This is a genomic window from Erythrobacter sp. S43, from assembly GCF_057364955.1.
Map to the genome: position 1 here is coordinate 1610373 of NZ_CP200285.1, position 19216 is coordinate 1629588.

Annotated in this window: 16 protein-coding genes; 10 read left to right on the top strand and 6 right to left on the bottom strand. The window is 58.6% G+C overall.

Features of this window, described 5'->3' with window-relative positions; genetic code table 11:
* Window positions 1-122: 122 nt before the first annotated feature.
* Window positions 123-2963 (top strand): M16 family metallopeptidase, encoded by a 2841-nt coding sequence (locus tag AC0V6K_RS07900; RefSeq protein WP_486172601.1) that lies wholly within the window; start codon window positions 123-125, stop codon window positions 2961-2963.
* A gap of 6 nt (window positions 2964-2969) precedes the next feature.
* On the opposite strand, the gene AC0V6K_RS07905 is transcribed toward AC0V6K_RS07900, so the two are convergent.
* Both AC0V6K_RS07905 and trmB read right to left on the bottom strand, forming a co-directional pair.
* Entirely contained in the window at window positions 2970-4193 is a 1224-nt protein-coding gene (locus AC0V6K_RS07905) for an S-methyl thiohydantoin desulfurase family protein (RefSeq protein WP_472621064.1), read from the bottom strand.
* 24 nt (window positions 4194-4217) lie between these two features.
* Window positions 4218-4919, bottom strand: a complete 702-nt coding sequence (trmB, locus tag AC0V6K_RS07910; RefSeq protein WP_472621066.1) for a tRNA (guanine(46)-N(7))-methyltransferase TrmB — start codon at window positions 4917-4919, stop codon at window positions 4218-4220.
* A 42-nt stretch (window positions 4920-4961) separates the two neighbouring features.
* On the opposite strand from trmB, the gene AC0V6K_RS07915 reads away from it, so the two are divergent.
* Entirely contained in the window at window positions 4962-6230 is a 1269-nt protein-coding gene (locus tag AC0V6K_RS07915; protein ID WP_486172602.1) for a mechanosensitive ion channel family protein, read from the top strand.
* Window positions 6231-6293: 63 nt separating this feature from the next.
* Here AC0V6K_RS07915 and ctrA read toward each other — a convergent pair whose 3' ends face one another.
* From ctrA to lptB, 3 genes are all read right to left on the bottom strand, one after another.
* Window positions 6294-6989 (bottom strand): response regulator transcription factor CtrA, encoded by a 696-nt coding sequence (ctrA, locus tag AC0V6K_RS07920; RefSeq protein ID WP_472621070.1) that lies wholly within the window; start codon window positions 6987-6989, stop codon window positions 6294-6296.
* Window positions 6990-7382: 393 nt separating this feature from the next.
* A complete protein-coding gene (rpoN, locus tag AC0V6K_RS07925) occupies window positions 7383-8873 on the bottom strand; it encodes an RNA polymerase factor sigma-54 (protein WP_472621072.1) in 1491 nt (496 codons plus the stop codon).
* 11 nt (window positions 8874-8884) lie between these two features.
* Window positions 8885-9649 carry an LPS export ABC transporter ATP-binding protein gene (gene lptB, locus AC0V6K_RS07930; RefSeq protein ID WP_472626076.1) on the bottom strand — a complete coding sequence of 255 codons (765 nt, stop codon included), beginning with the start codon at window positions 9647-9649 and terminating at the stop codon, window positions 8885-8887.
* A gap of 246 nt (window positions 9650-9895) precedes the next feature.
* Between lptB and AC0V6K_RS07935 the strand changes: the two genes are divergently transcribed.
* Window positions 9896-10267 (top strand): hypothetical protein, encoded by a 372-nt coding sequence (locus tag AC0V6K_RS07935; protein WP_472621074.1) that lies wholly within the window; start codon window positions 9896-9898, stop codon window positions 10265-10267.
* Here AC0V6K_RS07935 and ppa read toward each other — a convergent pair.
* Complete coding sequence (gene ppa / locus AC0V6K_RS07940) at window positions 10264-10791, bottom strand: inorganic diphosphatase (protein WP_472621076.1); 528 nt, start codon at window positions 10789-10791, stop codon at window positions 10264-10266. The genes AC0V6K_RS07935 and ppa overlap by 4 nt on opposite strands.
* Window positions 10792-10932: 141 nt before the next feature.
* Between ppa and hisS the strand changes: the two genes are divergently transcribed.
* The 7 genes from hisS to AC0V6K_RS07975 all read left to right on the top strand — a co-directional run bounded on the left by hisS (window position 10933) and on the right by AC0V6K_RS07975 (window position 19169).
* A complete protein-coding gene (gene hisS, locus AC0V6K_RS07945) occupies window positions 10933-12180 on the top strand; it encodes a histidine--tRNA ligase (RefSeq protein WP_472621078.1) in 1248 nt (415 codons plus the stop codon).
* Window positions 12180-13247 carry a peptide chain release factor 1 gene (prfA, locus tag AC0V6K_RS07950; protein ID WP_472621080.1) on the top strand — a complete coding sequence of 356 codons (1068 nt, stop codon included), beginning with the start codon at window positions 12180-12182 and terminating at the stop codon, window positions 13245-13247. Before hisS ends, prfA begins: the two co-directional genes overlap by 1 nt.
* A gap of 10 nt (window positions 13248-13257) precedes the next feature.
* On the top strand, window positions 13258-14079 hold the full coding sequence (gene prmC, locus AC0V6K_RS07955) for a peptide chain release factor N(5)-glutamine methyltransferase (protein ID WP_472621082.1): 822 nt from the start codon (window positions 13258-13260) through the stop codon (window positions 14077-14079).
* Window positions 14080-14325: 246 nt separating this feature from the next.
* A complete protein-coding gene (locus AC0V6K_RS07960; RefSeq protein WP_472621084.1) occupies window positions 14326-14946 on the top strand; it encodes a DUF4167 domain-containing protein in 621 nt (206 codons plus the stop codon).
* A gap of 44 nt (window positions 14947-14990) precedes the next feature.
* Window positions 14991-16619, top strand: a complete 1629-nt coding sequence (gene lnt / locus AC0V6K_RS07965; protein WP_472621086.1) for an apolipoprotein N-acyltransferase — start codon at window positions 14991-14993, stop codon at window positions 16617-16619.
* A 78-nt stretch (window positions 16620-16697) separates the two neighbouring features.
* Entirely contained in the window at window positions 16698-17927 is a 1230-nt protein-coding gene (gene metK / locus AC0V6K_RS07970) for a methionine adenosyltransferase (protein WP_472621088.1), read from the top strand.
* 18 nt (window positions 17928-17945) lie between these two features.
* Window positions 17946-19169: a DUF418 domain-containing protein gene (locus AC0V6K_RS07975; protein ID WP_472621090.1), complete on the top strand. Its 1224-nt coding sequence runs from the start codon at window positions 17946-17948 to the stop codon at window positions 19167-19169.
* The last annotated feature ends 47 nt before the right edge of the window (window positions 19170-19216 follow it).

The window sequence follows — 19216 nt, forward strand, 5'->3', positions numbered from 1 at the left end:
CTTCGTTAGCGTTGTATTTGCTTTTGAAAACACTGGGGTTGCAGCCGTTGAAAACGAATTTCTTTGCCCGCTCAGGCGGGTCATCACTCCTTGCGCTCACAATTCTGCTCGCATCAGCTGGATTGAGTGCGCCCGTATTCGCACAAGATGTGGACGCTTCGAAACCTGCTGAAACACGAAGCGAAGCCGCCGCCGAAGAGGACCTCGGATTTGAGCTTCAGGACGACATTAGCTCAGTGTCATGGGGGATCACCGGCGCGGAAATCAAGGACGATCCCTATGTGCTCTACGGGACGCTTCCCAACGGTCTTCGTTATGCCTTCCGCTCCAACAATCAGCCGGGCGGTGAAGCTTCAATCCGGATGTTGTTCAATGTTGGAAGCCGTGACGAAGAAGATGGCGAGGAAGGTGCTGCCCACTTCATTGAGCATATGGCGTTCAACGGATCGACAAATATTCCCGAAGGAGAGCTACTGCCGCGGCTGGAGCGGTTGGGCCTTGCGTTCGGTGCGGATACCAACGCGGAAACTTGGCCCGATTACACAGTCTACAAACTCGATTTGCCCAATTTGGATGATGAGACGGTTGATAGCTCATTCGACATGCTGCGCGAGATTGCCAGTGAACTGACCATCGCACCCGATGCTGTTGAGCGCGAAAAGGGAATCATCGTTTCCGAACATCAGGTGCGCAATTCGGTTCAGCAGCGCTTGCTCGTCGAAGTCATACGCGAGGTTGTTGACGGTGAGCGTCTGCCAGACCGGCTGGTGGCGGAACCCGACGCCACAAAGGCGCTGACAGCAGATGTTCTGCGCGGGTTTTACGAAGGATATTACCGCCCAGAGAACGCTGTTTTTGTGATGGTTGGGGATTTCGATCCCGAAGAAATGGAACTGCGTTTCGCCAAGCAGTTCGCAGACTGGCAGCCAAAAGGCGAAGCGCGCGAATTCTTCAAACCGGAGCTTGTGGAAGCGGACGGTCAAAAGATCATTACGTTCATTGATCCGGGTACGACCAACATTGTTGAGCTGCAGAACATCTCAGCGTTTGAGTCGCCAAACAACAGCGTGGATGAGTACCGCAATTGGGCGATGGACCAGATAATTTCTGCGGCCATTACCAATCGACTTGGCGAGTATGCGCGGGCAGAACAGCCCATTTCGCTTGGCGGTTTTGCTGGCACTCAACCGATTTTTCGCTCTCTTCAGTTCACCAGTATCTCAATGGTTGTGAAAGACGACGACTGGGCCGCATCTTTAGCTGTAGCAGAGCAAGAGTGGCGCCGGATGGCGCAGTTTGGCGTTACCGATTCTGAGGTGAAACAGAGCAAAGCCAACCTTCGGACGATCATTTATGACGGCGCTGATTTCACAAGCGCCGCGATGGCAGTCGAGCTTGCGCTGAGCGCACTTACTGGATCAATCAGACAATCGGCTGACCAACGATTGGAGCTGTTCGACGAAATTGCAGACACGATCACCCCCGAAGCAGTTCAGACACACTTCCTGCAGAAATGGGGCAAAGAACCAACGCACGTTTTCTTGACTGCAAAGTCAGATGTTGAGGGCGGCAAGGAGGCAATTGCCTCTGTCATGGAAACAAGCGCGAAAGTCGCAGTAACAGCGCCTGAAAACGTGGCCGAGAAAGCGTTCGCCTACACAGATTTCGGCGCGCCGGGGAAAATCGCGACGGACTCTCGCATCGAAGATCTTGGCATTCGCACCATTACGTTCGAAAACGGCGTGCAGCTCAATGTCATGCAAACTGAATTTGAAGAGGATGCAGTATCGATCAAGGTTGAGATTGGCGATGGCATCTCAGCTGTCACAGATCAGGGCGGCATCAACCTGATGGCGGAAGTCATTTCTCAAGCGGACGATCTGGGCGAGCACAGCGCGGTTGAAATCGCGCGCATTACTGCGGGCAAACAGATCGGCTATGGCTATACGCTCAACAACGATGCGGTCATTATGGAACGCAGGACATCGCCGACAGACTTTCTCTTTCAGATGCAGCTGATCACAGGACAAGTAACCGACACAGCATTTAGCGCGCAGGTTCAGCGGCAATGGGCGGGTGTTGTCCCAATCCTGCAAACCAACCTGTCTTCATCGCCTCAAGCGGTGTTCGGGCCTGGCCTTTGGGGGGCGATCACCGATGGCGATGAACGTTTCGGGTTCGCCGATGTCTCCGCTCTGGCTGAACTTTCCATCGATAATCTGAAGGCATTGGTTGGCAGCCAGCTGGCCACTGGAGAGATCAAAATCGGAGTGGTTGGCTATATCGAAGAAGAGGAAGCCGTGGCCGCAGTGGCACGGACGCTCGGCGCGCTTGAACGGCCTGCCGTGCCGGCGCCCGAAATCCAGCCCGCGACCTTCCGTAAGGATCGTGAGGTCCAGACGCTCTTTCACAAAGGTGAGGCGGATCAAGGATTCCTCTCCTATACATGGCCCACTGATGATGGTTTTGATCAGCGAACCGCTTTGACACTGCGGATGCTGTCCGAAGCGCTGAATCTTGAATCCTTGCGGGTACTGAGAGAGGAGCTGGGCGCTACATACACGCCAGGCAGCTTCTCATATGCGTCACAGGTCTACGAAGACTTCGGCCATATAACCCTGTTCTTGCCCGCCACACCGGACAGCATGGATACGACTTCCAAATCCGTGCGCGACCTTATTGCCAGTTTTGCGGCCAATGCGCCGACCGAGGACGTGATGCAGCGTGCGCGTCAGCCCATTCTCGAAGGTTATGAGCGTGACGATGCCCTCAATGATGGCTGGGTCGGTGTCGTAACCGATGCGCAAAGCGACCCCGAACGTGTTGAGCACCGGCGCGTGCGCGCCGAAGTGCTCGCCTCAATCACGCCAGAAGAAGTCTTGGCAGCAGCGACGAAGTATCTGACAGCAGAGCCGATCGAGCTGCGGATTTTGCCTGAGCCGCAAACTAGCGCAGCGGAATAGGTCGGCTTAGGCGATCAGTTCTTCGATCGGCATGTAATCGAGATCGTATCCGAAATAGCGTGGGCTGAAGACTTTCAGCCCCGCTTCGGTGCGCCATAGAGGATCGCATTTGAAACCGAGCACGGCGACGGCTTGTCCGTTTTCGTAACCCGGATTGACGATCCCGTCGGCGCTTTCGATGTCGATCACGCTGATGAGATCGGGGCATGTGGCGACGACCTTGCCATCACGGCGGGCGACCAGATGCTCGTTCTTCACATCGGTTTCGAAGGTCTGGCCAGCGTAATCGCCGGCGCCTGTGATCGTCACCTTCCCTTGCAGAAATCCGTCCGCGTCCCGCCATTCGGTGCCAGCAACAGTTCCGGTGAAGAGCATGTAGCCATCACCCGCTTTGCGCGCCGCTTCGATGGGGTCTTCACCCGCTGCCTTCGCATCGCGAACAGCTTTGCCGATGTCGCGCGCAAGGGTGAGGCTGCCGGTCACCAGCGTGCCCTCTTTCTTGGCCTGTGCACCCGTGATCGGGCTGTCGGCCACTCCGCATTCGCGGCTGACGACGGCGACACTGCGCAAAATGTCCTCGGCGCGTGTCGGATCGCCCAAAGTGCCGACGATCATCTCGTCCCCGAACGGAGTGGCCGCGCCAATGGGGGTCAGTGGCACGCCGGCGACTTTGACCGAGTGCTGATTGATTTCGGGCACCGCGCGGCCCACAGTGTCCGCGTCAAGAGATGGCACGCCAAGACGCGCGGCCGTTGATAATCCTTCAGCGAGGCTGAGAGGGCCGATCTCGCCCAAGATTACACCGGAGAATTTCTGATCGAGGTGCTTCTCCAGCGCTTCGAACGCGGCCTGCACGGGGACTTCCACCCTATTCTCGATGGCGTCGAGCCGCTCCTGCATTTCCTCGCTCGTGTCGGCAAGGCTGGCGAGGCCATAGGGGCAGGCAACCCGGTCGGAGTCCGCCAATGCTGATACAGGCAATGCGGCAAAGGTAAGGCCCGCCGCCAGATCCTTCTGGATCAGCTTGCGCGCTTCTTCGAGACTGCCGCCGCCACCCGTGCCGAGATAGGAAGAGCCCACAAGAGCATCTTCAAGCGCGTTTGCATCGAGCGTCTCGGCATCGGCGCTGATTGTCCTATCACTACCGTCGTTCGCACTCATATCCTTGCAAGCTGCCAGAGCGCCGGTCGCGACTACGAGACCGCCCAGAAATTGCCGCCGTGATGTCATGTCATCCCCTCAAAGTGTCCAGTGTCAAAGCCGCCGGAAGCGGAAGTACCACACTTCGTGCCCAAACACTTCGCGGGCTTTGGTTTCATAGCGCGTCTCACACCAGCCGCTTGGGCGGTTCTGCCAATTGGCGGGTCCTTCGACGACCCACTCAAATTTATCGGTGTGCCGCTGCATCACCATCAAGGCGTGGCGCAGATAAATGTCGTGATCGGTGCCAAAGCGGAATTCACCGCCGGGCTTCATTTTCTGCGCGATCAGCGACACGGGTCCATCATTCATCATGCGACGTTTGGCGTGCTTGTTCTTGGGCCATGGGTCTGGGTGCAAGAGATAGCACATGGTCAAGGCGCCATCGGGGATACGCTGGAGCACTTCGATCGCGTCGCCGTGGTGGAGCCGAATGTTGGAGAGCCTCTGCTCGTCGACATGCGCGAGTGCAGCGGCAACGCCGTTTAGAAACGGTTCGGCCCCGATCAAGCCGTGATTGGGCAATAAGTCAGCGCGATAGGCAAGATGTTCGCCGCTGCCGAACCCGATTTCGAAATGAAGTGGGCAATCTTCGCCGAACAGCCGCTCTGCCGTCACCGGCCCCTCCTCGGGCACCGCGATTTGTGGCAGCAGGTTATCGACCAACGATTGCTGGCGCGCACGCAGGGGCTTACCCACGCTGCGGCCATACAGCCGGCTGAGAGTTGTCGGATCACCTTCCTTGAATGCGCTCATATTGTGCGCGCTAAGGGCAGGGCGGGGCGTTTGTCCAGCAGGATGTGCCTTGAGGTCCGCTCTGCTTTGCGGCTAGGCGATGCGGCGATGGAACAATTGCAGATGTTTTTCGATCAGCAGCCCGATTGGCTGCAATCGGCCATAGGTATTGCGTCGCTGGCTGTGGCGGCGCTGATCGTGAACTATGTGCTCAAACGCATCATCTTGCGCGCTGCTGCTCCCTATTTGGATGCAAAGACCAAAACGACCGACAAAGCAGCGGCTTGGTTGGCTACGGTTGTCCCGCTGCTGATCATTTCGCGCGGGGTCGAGCTGATCCCTCACCTGAATGACGATGTTCATAACGTTGTCGCTCACTTTGCGCAGGCGGCGATCGTTTTCACCGTCGCGATGGCGATCGTTAAAGGGCTGACCTACGCCAACGAAGTCTATGAGCGGCTTCCAAGGTCCAAGAACCGGCCGATCAAAGGCTTCGTTCAGGTCGTCAAAATCCTCGTTTTGTGCGGCGCGGCGATCATCATCATCTCGGTATTGATTCAGCAATCACCGCTGCTTTTGCTTTCGGGTTTGGGCGCGATCACCGCCGTGCTCTTGCTGGTGTTCAAGGACACGATCCTTTCGCTCGTCGCCAGTGTGCAGCTTTCGACGGGAGACATGCTGCGCGTGGGGGACTGGATCGAAATGCCCAGCATGAATGCTGATGGGGATGTGATCGATATCTCTTTGCATACCGTCAAAGTGCAGAACTTTGACAAGACGATTGCCTATGTCCCGACCCACCGGCTGGTGTCGGATTCCTACCGCAATTGGCGAGGGATGGCCGAAGCAGGCGGGCGTAGGGTCAAGCGTTCGCTTTCCATTGATCAGAATTCCATCCGCTTTCTGACTGATGACGAAGTCGTTGAGCTAAAGAAGTTCAAGATGCTCAAAGACTATCTCACGGCGAAGCGAGACGAGATTGCCGAGTGGAACGAGAAAGAGCTGTCGGGTGAGGACTCGCCCGTTAATGCGCGGCGCCTGACCAATATCGGCGTGTTGCGAGCCTATGTGATCGCTTATCTTAAGTGGCATCCGCGTCTGAGCACTGACAATTTTACCCTGCTGGTGCGTCAGTTGCCTTCGGGGCCGCAGGGGCTGCCGCTGGAAGTCTATTGCTTCACAGACACAACAGCTTGGGCCGAATATGAGGGGATCCAGGCAGACCTTTTCGATCACCTGATTGCGATCCTACCCGAATTTGATCTGAAGCTGTTTCAGGAGCCAAGCGGCATCGATCTTGGTGCAGCTTTGGGCACCCCACAAGACAGCTAGAAAGCAAAACGCCCGGCGCTCGCTTGGAGCTCCGGGCGTCTTATTGTCCGTGGACCAACTGAATTAAGCGGCCTCGACCTCTTCATGCGGGTCGCGCAGCACGTAACCACGGCCCCAGACGGTTTCGATGTAGTTTTCGCCGCTGCATGCGTGGCTGAGCTTTTTGCGCAGCTTGCAGATGAAAACGTCGATGATCTTGAGTTCCGGCTCATCCATCCCGCCATACAGATGGTTAAGGAACATTTCCTTGGTGAGCGTGGTGCCTTTGCGGAGCGAGAGAAGCTCGAGCATGGCATATTCTTTACCGGTGAGGTGAACGCGGGCGCCGTCGACTTCAACAGTCTTGGCATCAAGGTTCACAACCAGTTTGCCGGTGCGGATGATCGATTGGCTGTGGCCCTTCGAACGACGCACAACAGCGTGAATGCGTGCGACCAGCTCTTCGCGGTGGAATGGCTTGGTCACGTAATCGTCGGCACCAAAGCCGAACGAGCGGATCTTGCTGTCCATTTCGGCAATACCCGAAAGGATCAGAACCGGCGTCTGCACTTTGGCGACGCGCAGCTTCTTAAGCACATCATAGCCGTGCATATCCGGCAAGTTCAGGTCGAGCAGGATGATATCGTAATCATACAGCTTACCCAGATCGAGGCCTTCTTCGCCCAGATCAGTAGAATAGACGTTAAAGCCTTCGGTGGTGAGCATCAGCTCGATGGCTTTTGCCGTTGTCGGCTCATCCTCAATCAAAAGCACTCGCATCGTCGGTCCCCTTGTTGCCCCTGTTGGCGGACATGGTGTGCATGGTAACGCCTCGGTAAGAGGTGTTGTCATGTATTAACCACGCAACTTCTGAACGGAAAAGGTTAACGCGCGGTAAAGGGGTCCCTTAATTTTTTGTGAGTCTTTTGAGTCACACCGCTTTTCTGGAGCCCTCAGACGCCGGGCGCGAGCCATCCGGCTCGCTTGGCTTCGCCGCATATGCGGCGACGGGCAGTCGCCCTTGCGACGCTTTTAGCGTCGAACCGGCGCGACCTCATTTATGTATCGAGGAACACGGTTGCGCGGCAACCGCAAGCGCGACCGCGCGCCCGCAGCGACGCGACCTCTAGGTCGCATGAGCGAGGATGTCGCAGCGCGGATGCGCTGCGCAAATCAAAGAGCGTCAAGCTTTTTGGCGCGGCGTCGTTGCGCGCTTGAGCCGATCCCCACCGCCTCGCGATATTTGGCGACGGTGCGTCTTGCCAGCTCGAAACCTTCTTCGTTGAGCATATCGGCGAGCTTTTGATCGCTCAGAACCTTCTTGGGATCTTCAGCATCGGTTAGCGCTTTAATCCGTGCTTTGATCGCCTCGGCGCTGGCGCCTTCGCCGTCCGCACTCGCGACACCGCTGGAGAAGAAGTACTTCAGCTCAAACGTGCCGCGATCGCAATTCAGATACTTGTTGCTGGTCACGCGGCTGACTGTGCTTTCATGCATTTCGATCTCTTCGGCGACTTCGCGCAAAGTCAGCGGCCGTAGTTCAGACACGCCTTTGCGGAAGAAACCATCCTGCTTCTTAACGATCTCGGCAGCGGTCTTGAGGATTGTCTTCTGCCGCTGGTCCAGAGCGCGGATCAGCCAATGCGCGTCAGCCAGCTTCTCTTTCAGCCAACCCTGCGTCTCCTTGTCGGGAGTACCATCGGACAGTTCGACATAGTAACCGCGGTTCACGATCAGGCGGGGCAGGGTGTCTTCGTTAAGCGTGATGTCCCAACCGCCTTCGCCATTGTCCGCCAACAAGACATCGGGGATGACCGCACTGTCACTGCTGGGCGCGAAAGCTAGGCCAGGTTTGGGATCAAGCTCGCGCAGTTCGCGCAGCATGTCGGCGAAATCATCATCGTCTACCGAGCACAGGCGTTTGAGCCGCGCAATGTCACCCTTGGCGATCAGCTCCAGATTGTCGATCAGCTTCGCCATGCACGGATCATATCGGTCCGCTTCTTTGGCTTGCAGCGCGAGGCATTCGGCAAGATCGCGCGCGCCCACGCCAACCGGCTCAAGCATGTGCACGACAGTCAGCGCGTCTTCTGCCAGCTCCATATTAATGCCGAGATCATTCGCGATGTCGCGCAATCCGAAGGGCAGATAACCGGCATCATCGAGCAGCCCGACGATATGCCGGGCGACGAAGGCTTCTTTCTCATTGGTGGCCACTGCCCCGATCTGACCTTCCAGATGCTCGAACAGTGTCAGCTCAACCGCGCGTGTGGCTTCGATATCGGGGAGCTCATCGCCGCCCAGAGCCGTCCCGCCAGCTGCACCCCAGTCGCTACCACCCGGCGCCCCGTCTCCCGTATCGCGGTCGCGATCGAGTGCGGACGTGTCGAGATCGATTGGCGCTTCGGCCTCACCAGCCCCTTGCGCCATCAACTGGTCAGAAGTGAACTCCTCGCGCGGAATATCGTCCGGCTCGCTTGGCGCGCCTGTATCCTCGCTCGACACCGCTCCCGCCTCAAGCAGCGGATTGGCCTCGAGCGCTTCGCCGATGAATGTCTCGATTTCCAGATTTGACGCCGCCAGCAGCTTGATCGCCTGCTGAAGCTGCGGCGTCATCACCAAGCTTTGCGATTGGCGAAGGTCCAGTCTGGGTCCGAGCGCCATAGCGAGCTATCCTAGAGCGTGAAGCTCTCTCCCAGATACAGACGCTTGACGTTTTCATCTGCGACGAGGTCTTGCGGGGTCCCCGCGAACAGAACCTGTCCGCCATAGATAATGCAGGCGCGGTCGACGATATCGAGCGTCTCGCGCACGTTATGGTCGGTGATCAGCACCCCGATCCCGCGTTCTTTGAGGTCTTTGACCAGATCACGGATATCGCTGATCGAGAGCGGGTCGATCCCGGCGAACGGTTCGTCCAGCAGCATGATCGAAGGCTTGGCCGCAAGCGCGCGCGCGATTTCGCAGCGGCGACGTTCACCACCTGATAGCGCCATAGCTGGTGCATCGCGCAATCGCGTCAGGCCAAATTCGCTCAGCAGCCGCTCCAATTCGGCGGTACGTGTCGTGCTATCAGGCTCGACCAATTCGAGCACGCAGTTGATATTCTGCTCGACCGTCATCCCGCGAAAGATGCTGGTCTCTTGCGGCAGATAGCCTAGGCCCAGAATCGCGCGGCGATACATAGGCAGCTTGGTCACATCCTCGCCATCCATCAGAATTCGACCTGAATCCGGCTTCACCAGCCCCATGATCGAATAGAAGCAGGTCGTTTTACCGGCCCCGTTCGGGCCAAGCAGGCCAAGCACTTCGCCTTTGGCGACCGTCAGTGAAATGTCAGTAAGAACGGCGCGCTTGTCATAGCTTTTGGCAATCGAGACGACTTCCAGCCCGCCTTCGGGGCCAAGTTTCGTCACCGCAGCGTTCGGATCGGCGCGCATGGTATCAAGAGTATCGGTGTCACTCATCTTCCCTGCTTTAGGCACTCTATCCTTAACAGAAAAGGCTGTTTGACCGGTGAAATCGCGTTTTGGCAGGATTTTTGCTGTGCGACAGGCGCGGTTCGCAGCGAATGGAACATCGAACCCCTTCCGCGTAAGATTCTTGCATTTTGGTTACCGCGCTTGCGCCCCTTGCGACTCTCTGAGATAGTCTGGTCAGAGAGAAATCCGTTGGGGAGCGGTGCTATGGTTGATCTGTCTAAACAGCATGCGGCTGCGGCCGAGACGACGCGTGACTGGCGCAAGTCGATGAGCGACCATGTCGCCTACGCGCTTCTGGCCTACACTGGCCTCACTATTTTTGTGACGATCAAAGCGCTTGAGGGCGGTTCTTCGACGCTGCTTCCCTATGTCGGACTCGTGGTTCTTGTCGCCGGAATCATCCCGGCATGCCGCAAGTTCGAGAAGAGCTGGGCCACGCTAGATGATGATGCGGCATCGCAAGACACCGCACCAGAAGGCTTCCGCCGTGACACTATTTTTCTCTGGATGCTCGCGATCGGCCTGCCAATTGTTCTGACAGGCATTTTCAAAGCAGCGTTCGCAGCCCTCGGTTAAGCTTTCGCTCTGTCGATTGCTTCGATCACAACCTGACGCGCTTCGGCGGCGTCACCCCATTTGCCGACACGCACCCACTTTTCCGCTTCAAGGTCTTTGTAGTGGGTGAAGAAGTGCTCGATCTGTTGCAGCACGATTGACGGCAGATCCTGCCGCTCGGCCACATCCGAATAATATGGGAAGGTCGTGTCGACCGGCACGCAGATCAGCTTTTCATCGCCGCCATGTTCGTCTTCGAGGTTCAAAACACCGATTGGACGAGAGCGCACAACACAGCCCGCGATGAAGGGCGAACGCGCGATCACCAGCGCGTCCAGTGGGTCGCCATCCGGGGAAAGCGTGTGCGGGACAAAGCCGTAATTGGCCGGATAGCGCATCGGCGTGTGCAGGATGCGGTCCACGAACAGCGCACCTGATTCCTTGTCGAATTCGTACTTCACCGGTTCGCCGCCAGTGGGCACTTCAATGATGACGTTCAGGTCTTCGGGAGGATTTGAGCCGGTGGGGATCTTGTCGATGCGCATTGGGATTCCTGTCTTGTAATATGGTCTGCGTAACCCGCAGGCTGGAATTTTGGTTCCGCCCCTCTCCCAAAGGCTTGGCGCGCCGATAGCCTCCTATCCATATTGCGGCAAGTTCGACCTTCGCCTAATCGCACCAACAATATGTCAAAGAACACACCAAAAGCCATTCGCGGCACGCAAGACATCTTCGGCCCTGATGCCGAGGCTTTCGCCTTTGTGGTCGAAACCTTCGAGCGTGTGCGCAAGCTCTACCGCTTTCGGCGCGCCGAGATGCCGGTGTTTGAAAAGACCGAAGTGTTCAGCCGCGCGATTGGTGAGACGACCGATGTGGTCTCGAAAGAAATGTACTCGTTCGAGGATCGCGGCGGCGATTCGCTGACGCTGCGCCCGGAATTCACGGCAGGGATCGCGCGCGCCTACCTCACCAATGGCTGGCAACAGCACGCGCCATTGAAGCTTGCGACCCACGGGCCGCTGTTCCGGTATGAGCGCCCACAAAAGGGCCGCTATCGCCAATTCCACCAGATCGACGCGGAGATTATCGGCGCGGCTGAACCGCAAGCGGACGTCGAGCTGCTGGCGATGGCCGATCAGCTGCTGAAGGAGCTGGGCATTGAGGGAGTGACACTGCACCTCAACACGCTGGGCGATGCCGACAGCCGCGAGCAATGGCGCGCGGCGCTGATCGAGTATTTCGACAAAGTGCGCGGCGAATTGTCCGAGGATTCACAGGAACGGCTTGAGAAAAACCCGCTGCGGATTCTGGACTCTAAGGATCGCCGCGATCGAGCCTTTGTAGCTGATGCGCCCAAGATTGACGATTTTCTGACCGACGAAGCAACCGCGTTTTTCGAGGCGGTGACGAGCGGGCTGGATGCGGCAGGCGTGAAATGGAAACGTGCCGAAAGCCTCGTGCGCGGGCTCGACTACTACCGGCACACCGCGTTTGAGTTCATTCCTGATGAAGGCTCGGCGGCGGCTGATGCGCTGGGTTCGCAGAGCACCGTTCTGGGCGGCGGGCGCTATGACGGCCTGATGGAATCGCTGGGCGGTCCCGCAACGCCTGCGGTCGGCTGGGCTGCTGGCATTGAGCGCTTGGCCATGTTGGTGGGAGACAGGAATGCTGATCGCGCCGATGTCGTCGTGGTCGTCGAAGATGATGCGATGATTGCCGCAGGCCAGACGGCTGTGACCGCAATACGCAACGCCGGTCTTTCTGCTGAATTCATCGCCAGCGGAGGCAAGAAGAAGCGCTTCGACAAAGCGGTAAAAGTTGGCAGTCGCGTGATCCTTGCAATGAGCGACGGCGAACGTCGCCTGCGCTACGATGAGAACGCTGAAAGCCGGGATGAGCTTGCCGCCATTATGCGTGAGCTTGATCTAGACTGATGCATATCCCCGCTGAACGCCTTGACCAGATCGCCAATCGCTTTGCCGAGCTTGAGGCTCGCATGGCGTCGGGCACGCTTGAGGGTGATGAATTCGTGCAGGCGAGCCGCGACTATGCGGAGCTGGAGCCGGTGGCGAAGGTCGCCGCTGAGGTTACCGCGATGCGCGAGGAAATCGGCGGGCTCGAAGAGATGCTCGCTGATCCTGAAATGAAGGCGATGGCTGAGGAAGAGCTGGCCGCGATCCGCGAGGCGCTTCCCGAAAAGGAGCGCGCGTTGGCGGTGACGCTCCTTCCCCGTGACCGGGCTGACAGCAAACCTGCCATGCTGGAAATCCGAGCGGGCACGGGCGGCGATGAAGCGGCTTTGTTCGCGGGTGACCTCTATCGCATGTACGAACGCTTCGCCGCCGAACAGGGCTGGAAAGTCGAGCCGGTCAACATGAGTGCGTCCGAAGTGGGCGGGTTCAAGGAAATCGTCGCCAACGTTACCGGCCAAGGCGTGTTCGCCAAGCTGAAGTTCGAAAGCGGGGTCCACCGCGTTCAGCGCGTGCCGGAAACCGAAAGCGGCGGGCGCATCCACACTTCTGCGGCGACCGTGGCTGTGCTGCCCGAGCCGGACGAGGTCGATGTGCAGATCGATCCGGGCGACCTCAAGATTGACACCTACCGCGCGAGCGGCGCGGGTGGTCAGCACGTCAACACGACTGATAGCGCAATCCGCATCACACACTTGCCAACCGACACAGTCGTCACCTGTCAGGACGGGCGCAGCCAGCACAAGAACAAGGAAAAGGCGATGCAGGTCCTGCGCGCACGCCTCTACGAAGCGCAGCGCGAGGCATCACAGGGCGCCGAGGCCGAGGCGCGCAAAGCTATGGTCGGCAGCGGCGACCGCTCCGAACGCATCCGCACGTATAATTACCCGCAAGGCCGCGTGACCGATCATCGCATCGGGCTGACGCTGCAAAAGCTGCCGCAGATAATCGCTGGGCCGGGGCTGGGTGAATTGGTCGACGCGCTGATCGCTGAAGATGAAGGCAAGCGGCTGGCGGCTCTGAGTGAGTAATGGGAGCGGAGTGACGGTCGCGGACGCAATTCGTGCGGCTGCAAATCGCCTGAGCGAGACAAGCGACACAGCACGGCTCGATGCCGAATTGCTGATGGCGCACGCGCTCGATGTCAGTCGTTCAGATATGCTGGTGCGGCATATGGGTGACGAGGTTCCGGCTGGATTCGACGCGTCGGTGCAGCGTCGCCACAACAATGAACCGGTCGCTTACATCACCGGCTGGACCGAGTTCTACGGTCGCCGGTTCGATGTCGAGCCCGGCGTTCTTATCCCGCGGCCCGATAGCGAGATCCTGATCGATACTGCGCTGGAACTTTGTCCTAAACCGCGACGGGTGCTCGATATGGGAACAGGATCCGGGGCTTTGCTGGTGACGCTACTTGCTGAAAAGCCACAGACATATGGAGTGGGGATCGATGCCTCGGGCAAGGCAGTCGAGGTCGCAGGCGATAATGCGATGGCTATCGACGTTGCGGGGGATTGGGAATTCAACCGGCGCGATTGGCGCACCCCTGGCTGGATCGACGGTCTCCGCAATTTCGACCTCGTCCTGTGCAACCCGCCCTATGTCGAAGATGATGCCGAGCTTGATCCCGATGTGCGCGAATACGAGCCTGCCGAGGCGCTATTCGCAGGCAAAGACGGCCTTGACGACTATCGCGTTATCATCCCGCAGCTTGGCAAGCTGTTAAGTGAAGGTGGCATCGCCATCCTCGAAATAGGGCACACGCAGGCCGAAGCCGTCACCCAGCTGGCAGAAAAGGCCGGATTTGCGGTCGAAATCCGCAATGATCTTGCAAATCGGCCACGCTGTGTGGTTCTTCGTTGAACAATTCGCATACGGGGCTTGGCAAAGCGACTGACGCTCGCTACCTCCGAATCAGGCCATTGATCCGCGCAAGGGGCGCAAATCATTAGGCCAAGCTCCACATTCGATGTCAGACGGCCGTAAGGGCACGCCCCCGGCCAGGCAGTGCGGAGCGCGCGCTTAGCATGCGGCGCAAAGGCATGCATCGTGTTGGCCGATGGCGCTTTCGTGTGAGAATGCGCAAGGTCGCTTAAGGGAAGAATTTCCTTGAATAACAATCGTAACAATCGTCGCCGCGGTCGCGGTAATCGGGGCAATCAGGGCGGCGCAAACAGCCAGAACCGGATTGACAGCCGGGCACGCGGCAATGCGCCGCAGCTTCTGGATAAATACAAGAAGCTTGCGCAAGACGCGCAACACAATGGTGACCGTGTGCAGATGGAATATTATCTGCAGTTCGCCGACCACTATTTCCGCGTCATCGCTGACAACAAAGCGCGTCAGGAAGAGGCACGCGCCAAGCGCGCCGAAGAGCGAGGCCAATCGGGTGACGACGATGATGATTCCGAGGATGGCGATAACCGCCGCCGGAACAACCGCCGCTCGCGCGGTCGCCGTGATGATAGCGATGCACCTGCTGCAGAAGGCGATATGGGCAGTGAAGGCGAAGCCGGCGATCAGGAAGATGATGATCAGCCCAAGCGCCGCGCTCGTAAACCACGCGCCGACAAAAGCGATGACGGTGAAGAGCGCAAACCACGCGCTCGCAAACCGCGCAAGCCGAAGTCTGACGATGCTGGCGAGGGGATCGACTCTTCGATCTTGCCCCCAGCGATCGGGGGTGATGATAGCTCGGGCGGAGACGACACGCGTGAGGCTGTAGGCTAACGCGTACGCCCGGCTCCGCTTGAAGTTGATCAGGTGATCCGACCATGAGCGGCATTCAGGAAAAATTGGAAGCGGGCTGGGCGAAGGTAAGCGCGCGTCCGGCGCTTTCTTCGATCGTGCTCGGGTTGGTTGCCGCCTGTGGCTATCCACCGCTTCATGCTTGGTGGATTGCACTTCCCGCACTCGCGGCGTTTATCGCGCTGGTGCACCGAGCGAACAGCTGGAAGGCTGCGGCGTGGCAGGGCTGGTTGTTTGGCTGGGCGCATTTGACGCTGGCAAACAATTGGATCGCAACCGCTTTCACCCATCAGGCGAAAATGCCCGAGTTTCTCGGCTGGATCGCGGTGCCGCTGCTGTGCATCTACCTTGCGATCTATCCGGCGCTGGCGGTGCTTACGGCGCGGGTGATCAATGACAAGTTGGCGAAGCCCGACAGCGGGTTGCTGACATCCGGTTTGTTGCTCGCAGCGACTTGGATTGTGGCTGAATGGCTGCGCGCTTGGGTGTTTACCGGCTATCCTTGGCCGCCGCTTGGATTGATGCTCCTGGGCGGCTGGGATGCGCAAGGATTGGGCCGGTTGCTACCTTCAATCGGCACCTATGCCTTGTCTGGTTTCACCTTGGTTTTGGCAACCGGCTGTGCACTTTCGGTCCTAAGGCGAGATGCCTGGACGCCGCTCTTTGGCCTTCTTCCCCTTGCGATTGTTATGATTCTGCCTCGGCTAGGCGAGCCTGTCGAAACCGAAACTCGCTACGCCTTAATCCAACCTCTTCTCACCCAAGACGAGATCAACGATCCGTCCAAGTTCGACGAACAATTCTTCCGGATTGCAGAGCAGACCATGCCGGGGCGGGACGAGAGGCGCCTGGTCCTGTGGCCTGAAAGCGCGATCCCTGATTATCTGGAAGATGGTTATCCTCAGCGATATTACGGCGTGACTGGCGGCAATGATCCGCTGCTCGCCCGGGCGCGGATTGGCAGTGTTATTGGCGAGCAATCAACCCTGCTTACCGGTGTCACTAACCTTGATATCGGCGAGCGGGAGGATGGCAGCATCGGTGCGGTTACGGCGCGTAACTCGGTGCTTGGGCTGAACGGTCAGGGTTCGATCACCGCGCATTATGCCAAGGCGCATCTGGTGCCGTTTGGCGAGTATCTGCCGATGCGCGACTTGCTGACGCCGCTGGGTCTGCAGCGTCTGGTTGCGGGTGATATCGACTATGTGCCCGGCCCTGGCCCGCGCACACTGGACTTGGGCGAGCATGGCCGCGCGGGTATCCAGATTTGCTATGAGATCGTCTTCTCCGGTCAGACCGTCGATCGTACCAACCGCCCCGATTACATCTTCAACCCATCCAACGATGGTTGGTTTGGCGCATGGGGCCCGCCGCAGCATTTGGCGCAGGCGCGAATGCGTGCGCTGGAGGAGGGCTTACCAGTATTGCGTGCCACAACGACCGGGATCAGCGCCGTGATTGATGCCGATGGTATCGTTCGAGAATTCGTCCCATCGGGCGAGGCGGGGCGCATCGACGGGTTCATCCCCAAGGCCAAGCCACCAACGTTCTTCGCGCAATACGGTAATGCGATCCCACTCACTTTGGCGCTGCTTTTGGTCCTTATCACTTTGGGCCTGCCGAGATTGCTTGCGCTACGGCAAATGCGGGGCTAGGGCCGAGTTATAAAGACATAAAGCTTTCCTTATATGTGCGGAAAGCGACCCACTTCACAGGCATCCCAAGAGGTCCCCATGCGCAGCGAATTTCTGTTCACGTCCGAAAGCGTCTCTGAAGGCCATCCGGACAAAGTTTCTGATCAGGTCTCCGATGCGATTGTCGACCTCTTTTTGTCCAAAGACCCTGAAGCGCGTGTCGCTTGCGAAACCTTGACGACCACGCAGCGCGTGGTTCTTGCGGGCGAAATTCGCTGCAAAGGCGTGTACGAAAACGGCGAGTGGGTTGATGGTGCGCTCGACGAAATCGAGGCAACCGTTCGCAACACGGTTCGGGAAATCGGATACGAGCAAGACGGCTTCCACTGGGAAACGCTAACCTTTGAAAACCACCTCCATGGCCAGAGCGCGCACATCGCGCAGGGTGTGGACGCGGGCGAAGAAGGCTCGAACAAGGACGAGGGCGCCGGCGACCAGGGCATTATGTTTGGCTATGCCAGCGATGAAACGCCCGACCTGATGCCGGCGACGCTCGATTACAGCCACAAAATTCTGCAGCGCATGGCCGTGGATCGCAAGAATGGGACGGCCCCCTATCTTGAGCCGGACGCCAAGAGCCAGGTCACTTTGCGCTACCAGAACGAAAAGCCGGTTGAAGCGACCGCTATCGTCGTTTCGACCCAGCACGCACCGGATTACTACTTCCACAATGGTGAAGGCGATGCGGCGAAGTATGCCGAGCTTGAGTCTTACGTGAAGGGCGTGATTGCCGATGTGCTTCCGGCAGAATTGCTCACCGAAAACACCGTCTATCACATCAACCCAACGGGCTGCTTCGAGATCGGCGGGCCGGATGGTGACGCAGGCCTGACCGGTCGCAAGATCATTGTCGACACCTATGGCGGTGCATCACCGCATGGCGGCGGCGCGTTCAGCGGTAAGGACCCGACCAAGGTTGATCGCAGCGCGGCCTATATCACGCGTTATCTCGCGAAGAACGTCGTCGCCGCTGGCCTTGCGCGTCGCTGCACGATCCAGATTGCCTACGCCATCGGCGTCTCTGAACCGTTGTCACTCTATGTCGATCTGCACGGCACCGGCAGCGGCGCAACCGAAGACCAGCTCGAAAAGGTTCTGCCCGAGCTCGTGCGTCTGACACCGCGCGGAATCCGCACGCATCTGGGTCTGAACAAGCCGATTTATCGCACCAGCGCTGCCTATGGCCACTTTGGCCGCACCGCAGAAGGCGACCTGTTCCCCTGGGAAAAGACGGATTTGGTCGATAGCCTGAAGGCAGCGCTCGCGTAATTTGGTAGGGCGCTGCGCATGGTAGCGCCCGCATCATCCAGCCACAGCCGGATCACCCAGCTCGACGCGCTGCGCGGGCTGGCGGTGATCGGCATTGTCTGGATGAACGTCTACGTTTTCGCGCTACCTTCGCAAGGATACTACAACCCCACCGCATGGTCAGGCAGCGCAGTCGGAGAGGCCGGTCCGTTTGACCGTCTGGTTTGGACCGCAAGTTTCGTCTTCATCGAAGACAAGTTTCGCACGCTGTTCGCGATGCTGTTCGGTGCGGGCTGCCTTATCCTGATCGAGAAGGCCGAGGCCAAGGGCGCCGAGCGCGTGTGGCGGGCGCATTTTGCGCGTATGGCAGTGTTGTTTGCCATCGGCTTTGCGCACGCCATCCTGCTCGCCAACAATGACATTCTACGCGCCTACGCTTTGGCGGGATGCGCTATTCCGTTGCTCGCCAGGCTGTCGGTGCGCGCGCTAGTCGCCATCGCGGTTGGCTTGATAGTCCTGCATATCGGCGGGGGGATCATCACGTTCGGTAAGGCTATGCTTGATTGGGGGCGGGGCTATCAGGGCAGCGATGTTGTCATGTTCGCCCAGCGCAATTTCGGGGCTGAAGCCTGGGCGATCGAGTTCTCGCTAGAGCAGGGGCGCGAGAGTTTTGGCGAACGAATTGAGCGGCGGCTCGCGGGGTTCAGCACGCAGCTGACCACAATCCTTGGTTCGGTGCCGATCAACCTCGCAGCGATGGCACTGGGTATGGCGCTTTGGAAAAGCCGCATGTTTGCCGCTGAATGGCGCACCTTCCGGCTGCAACGCCTCGCGGCTGTTTGTACGCTGTTTTCGATACCGCCGCTTTTCCTGATGGCGGGCTGGGTTTCGGAGCAGGGCTTTCCGGGCGTCTATGTCGGCCCGGCCTCGCTGGTCCTTTCGGCGCCGTTCGATACCGCGCTTGGTGTCGCCTATGCAGCTATTGCGATGGCATTCTTTACTGCCGGTGGAAGGGCTTCCCGCCTGCTCGCAAGCGTGGGCCGATTATCGCTGACCAATTACCTGCTGACGAGTGTGATCTTGGCCGCAATGTTTGCAAGCTGGGGCTTCGGCCTGTTCGGTACGGTGAATCGGGCAGAGGCGCTCGCGCTCAGCTTTGTGCCGATCATCGCGATGCTGATCTGGTCCCCCGTCTGGACTGCACGTTTCGGCAAGGGACCATTCGAGCGGATATGGCGCAGCCTGCCCAAACATTTGTCCTAACGTGTTCGAGCGGGAGCCCCACATGGGACTCCCGACCCGACTATTGC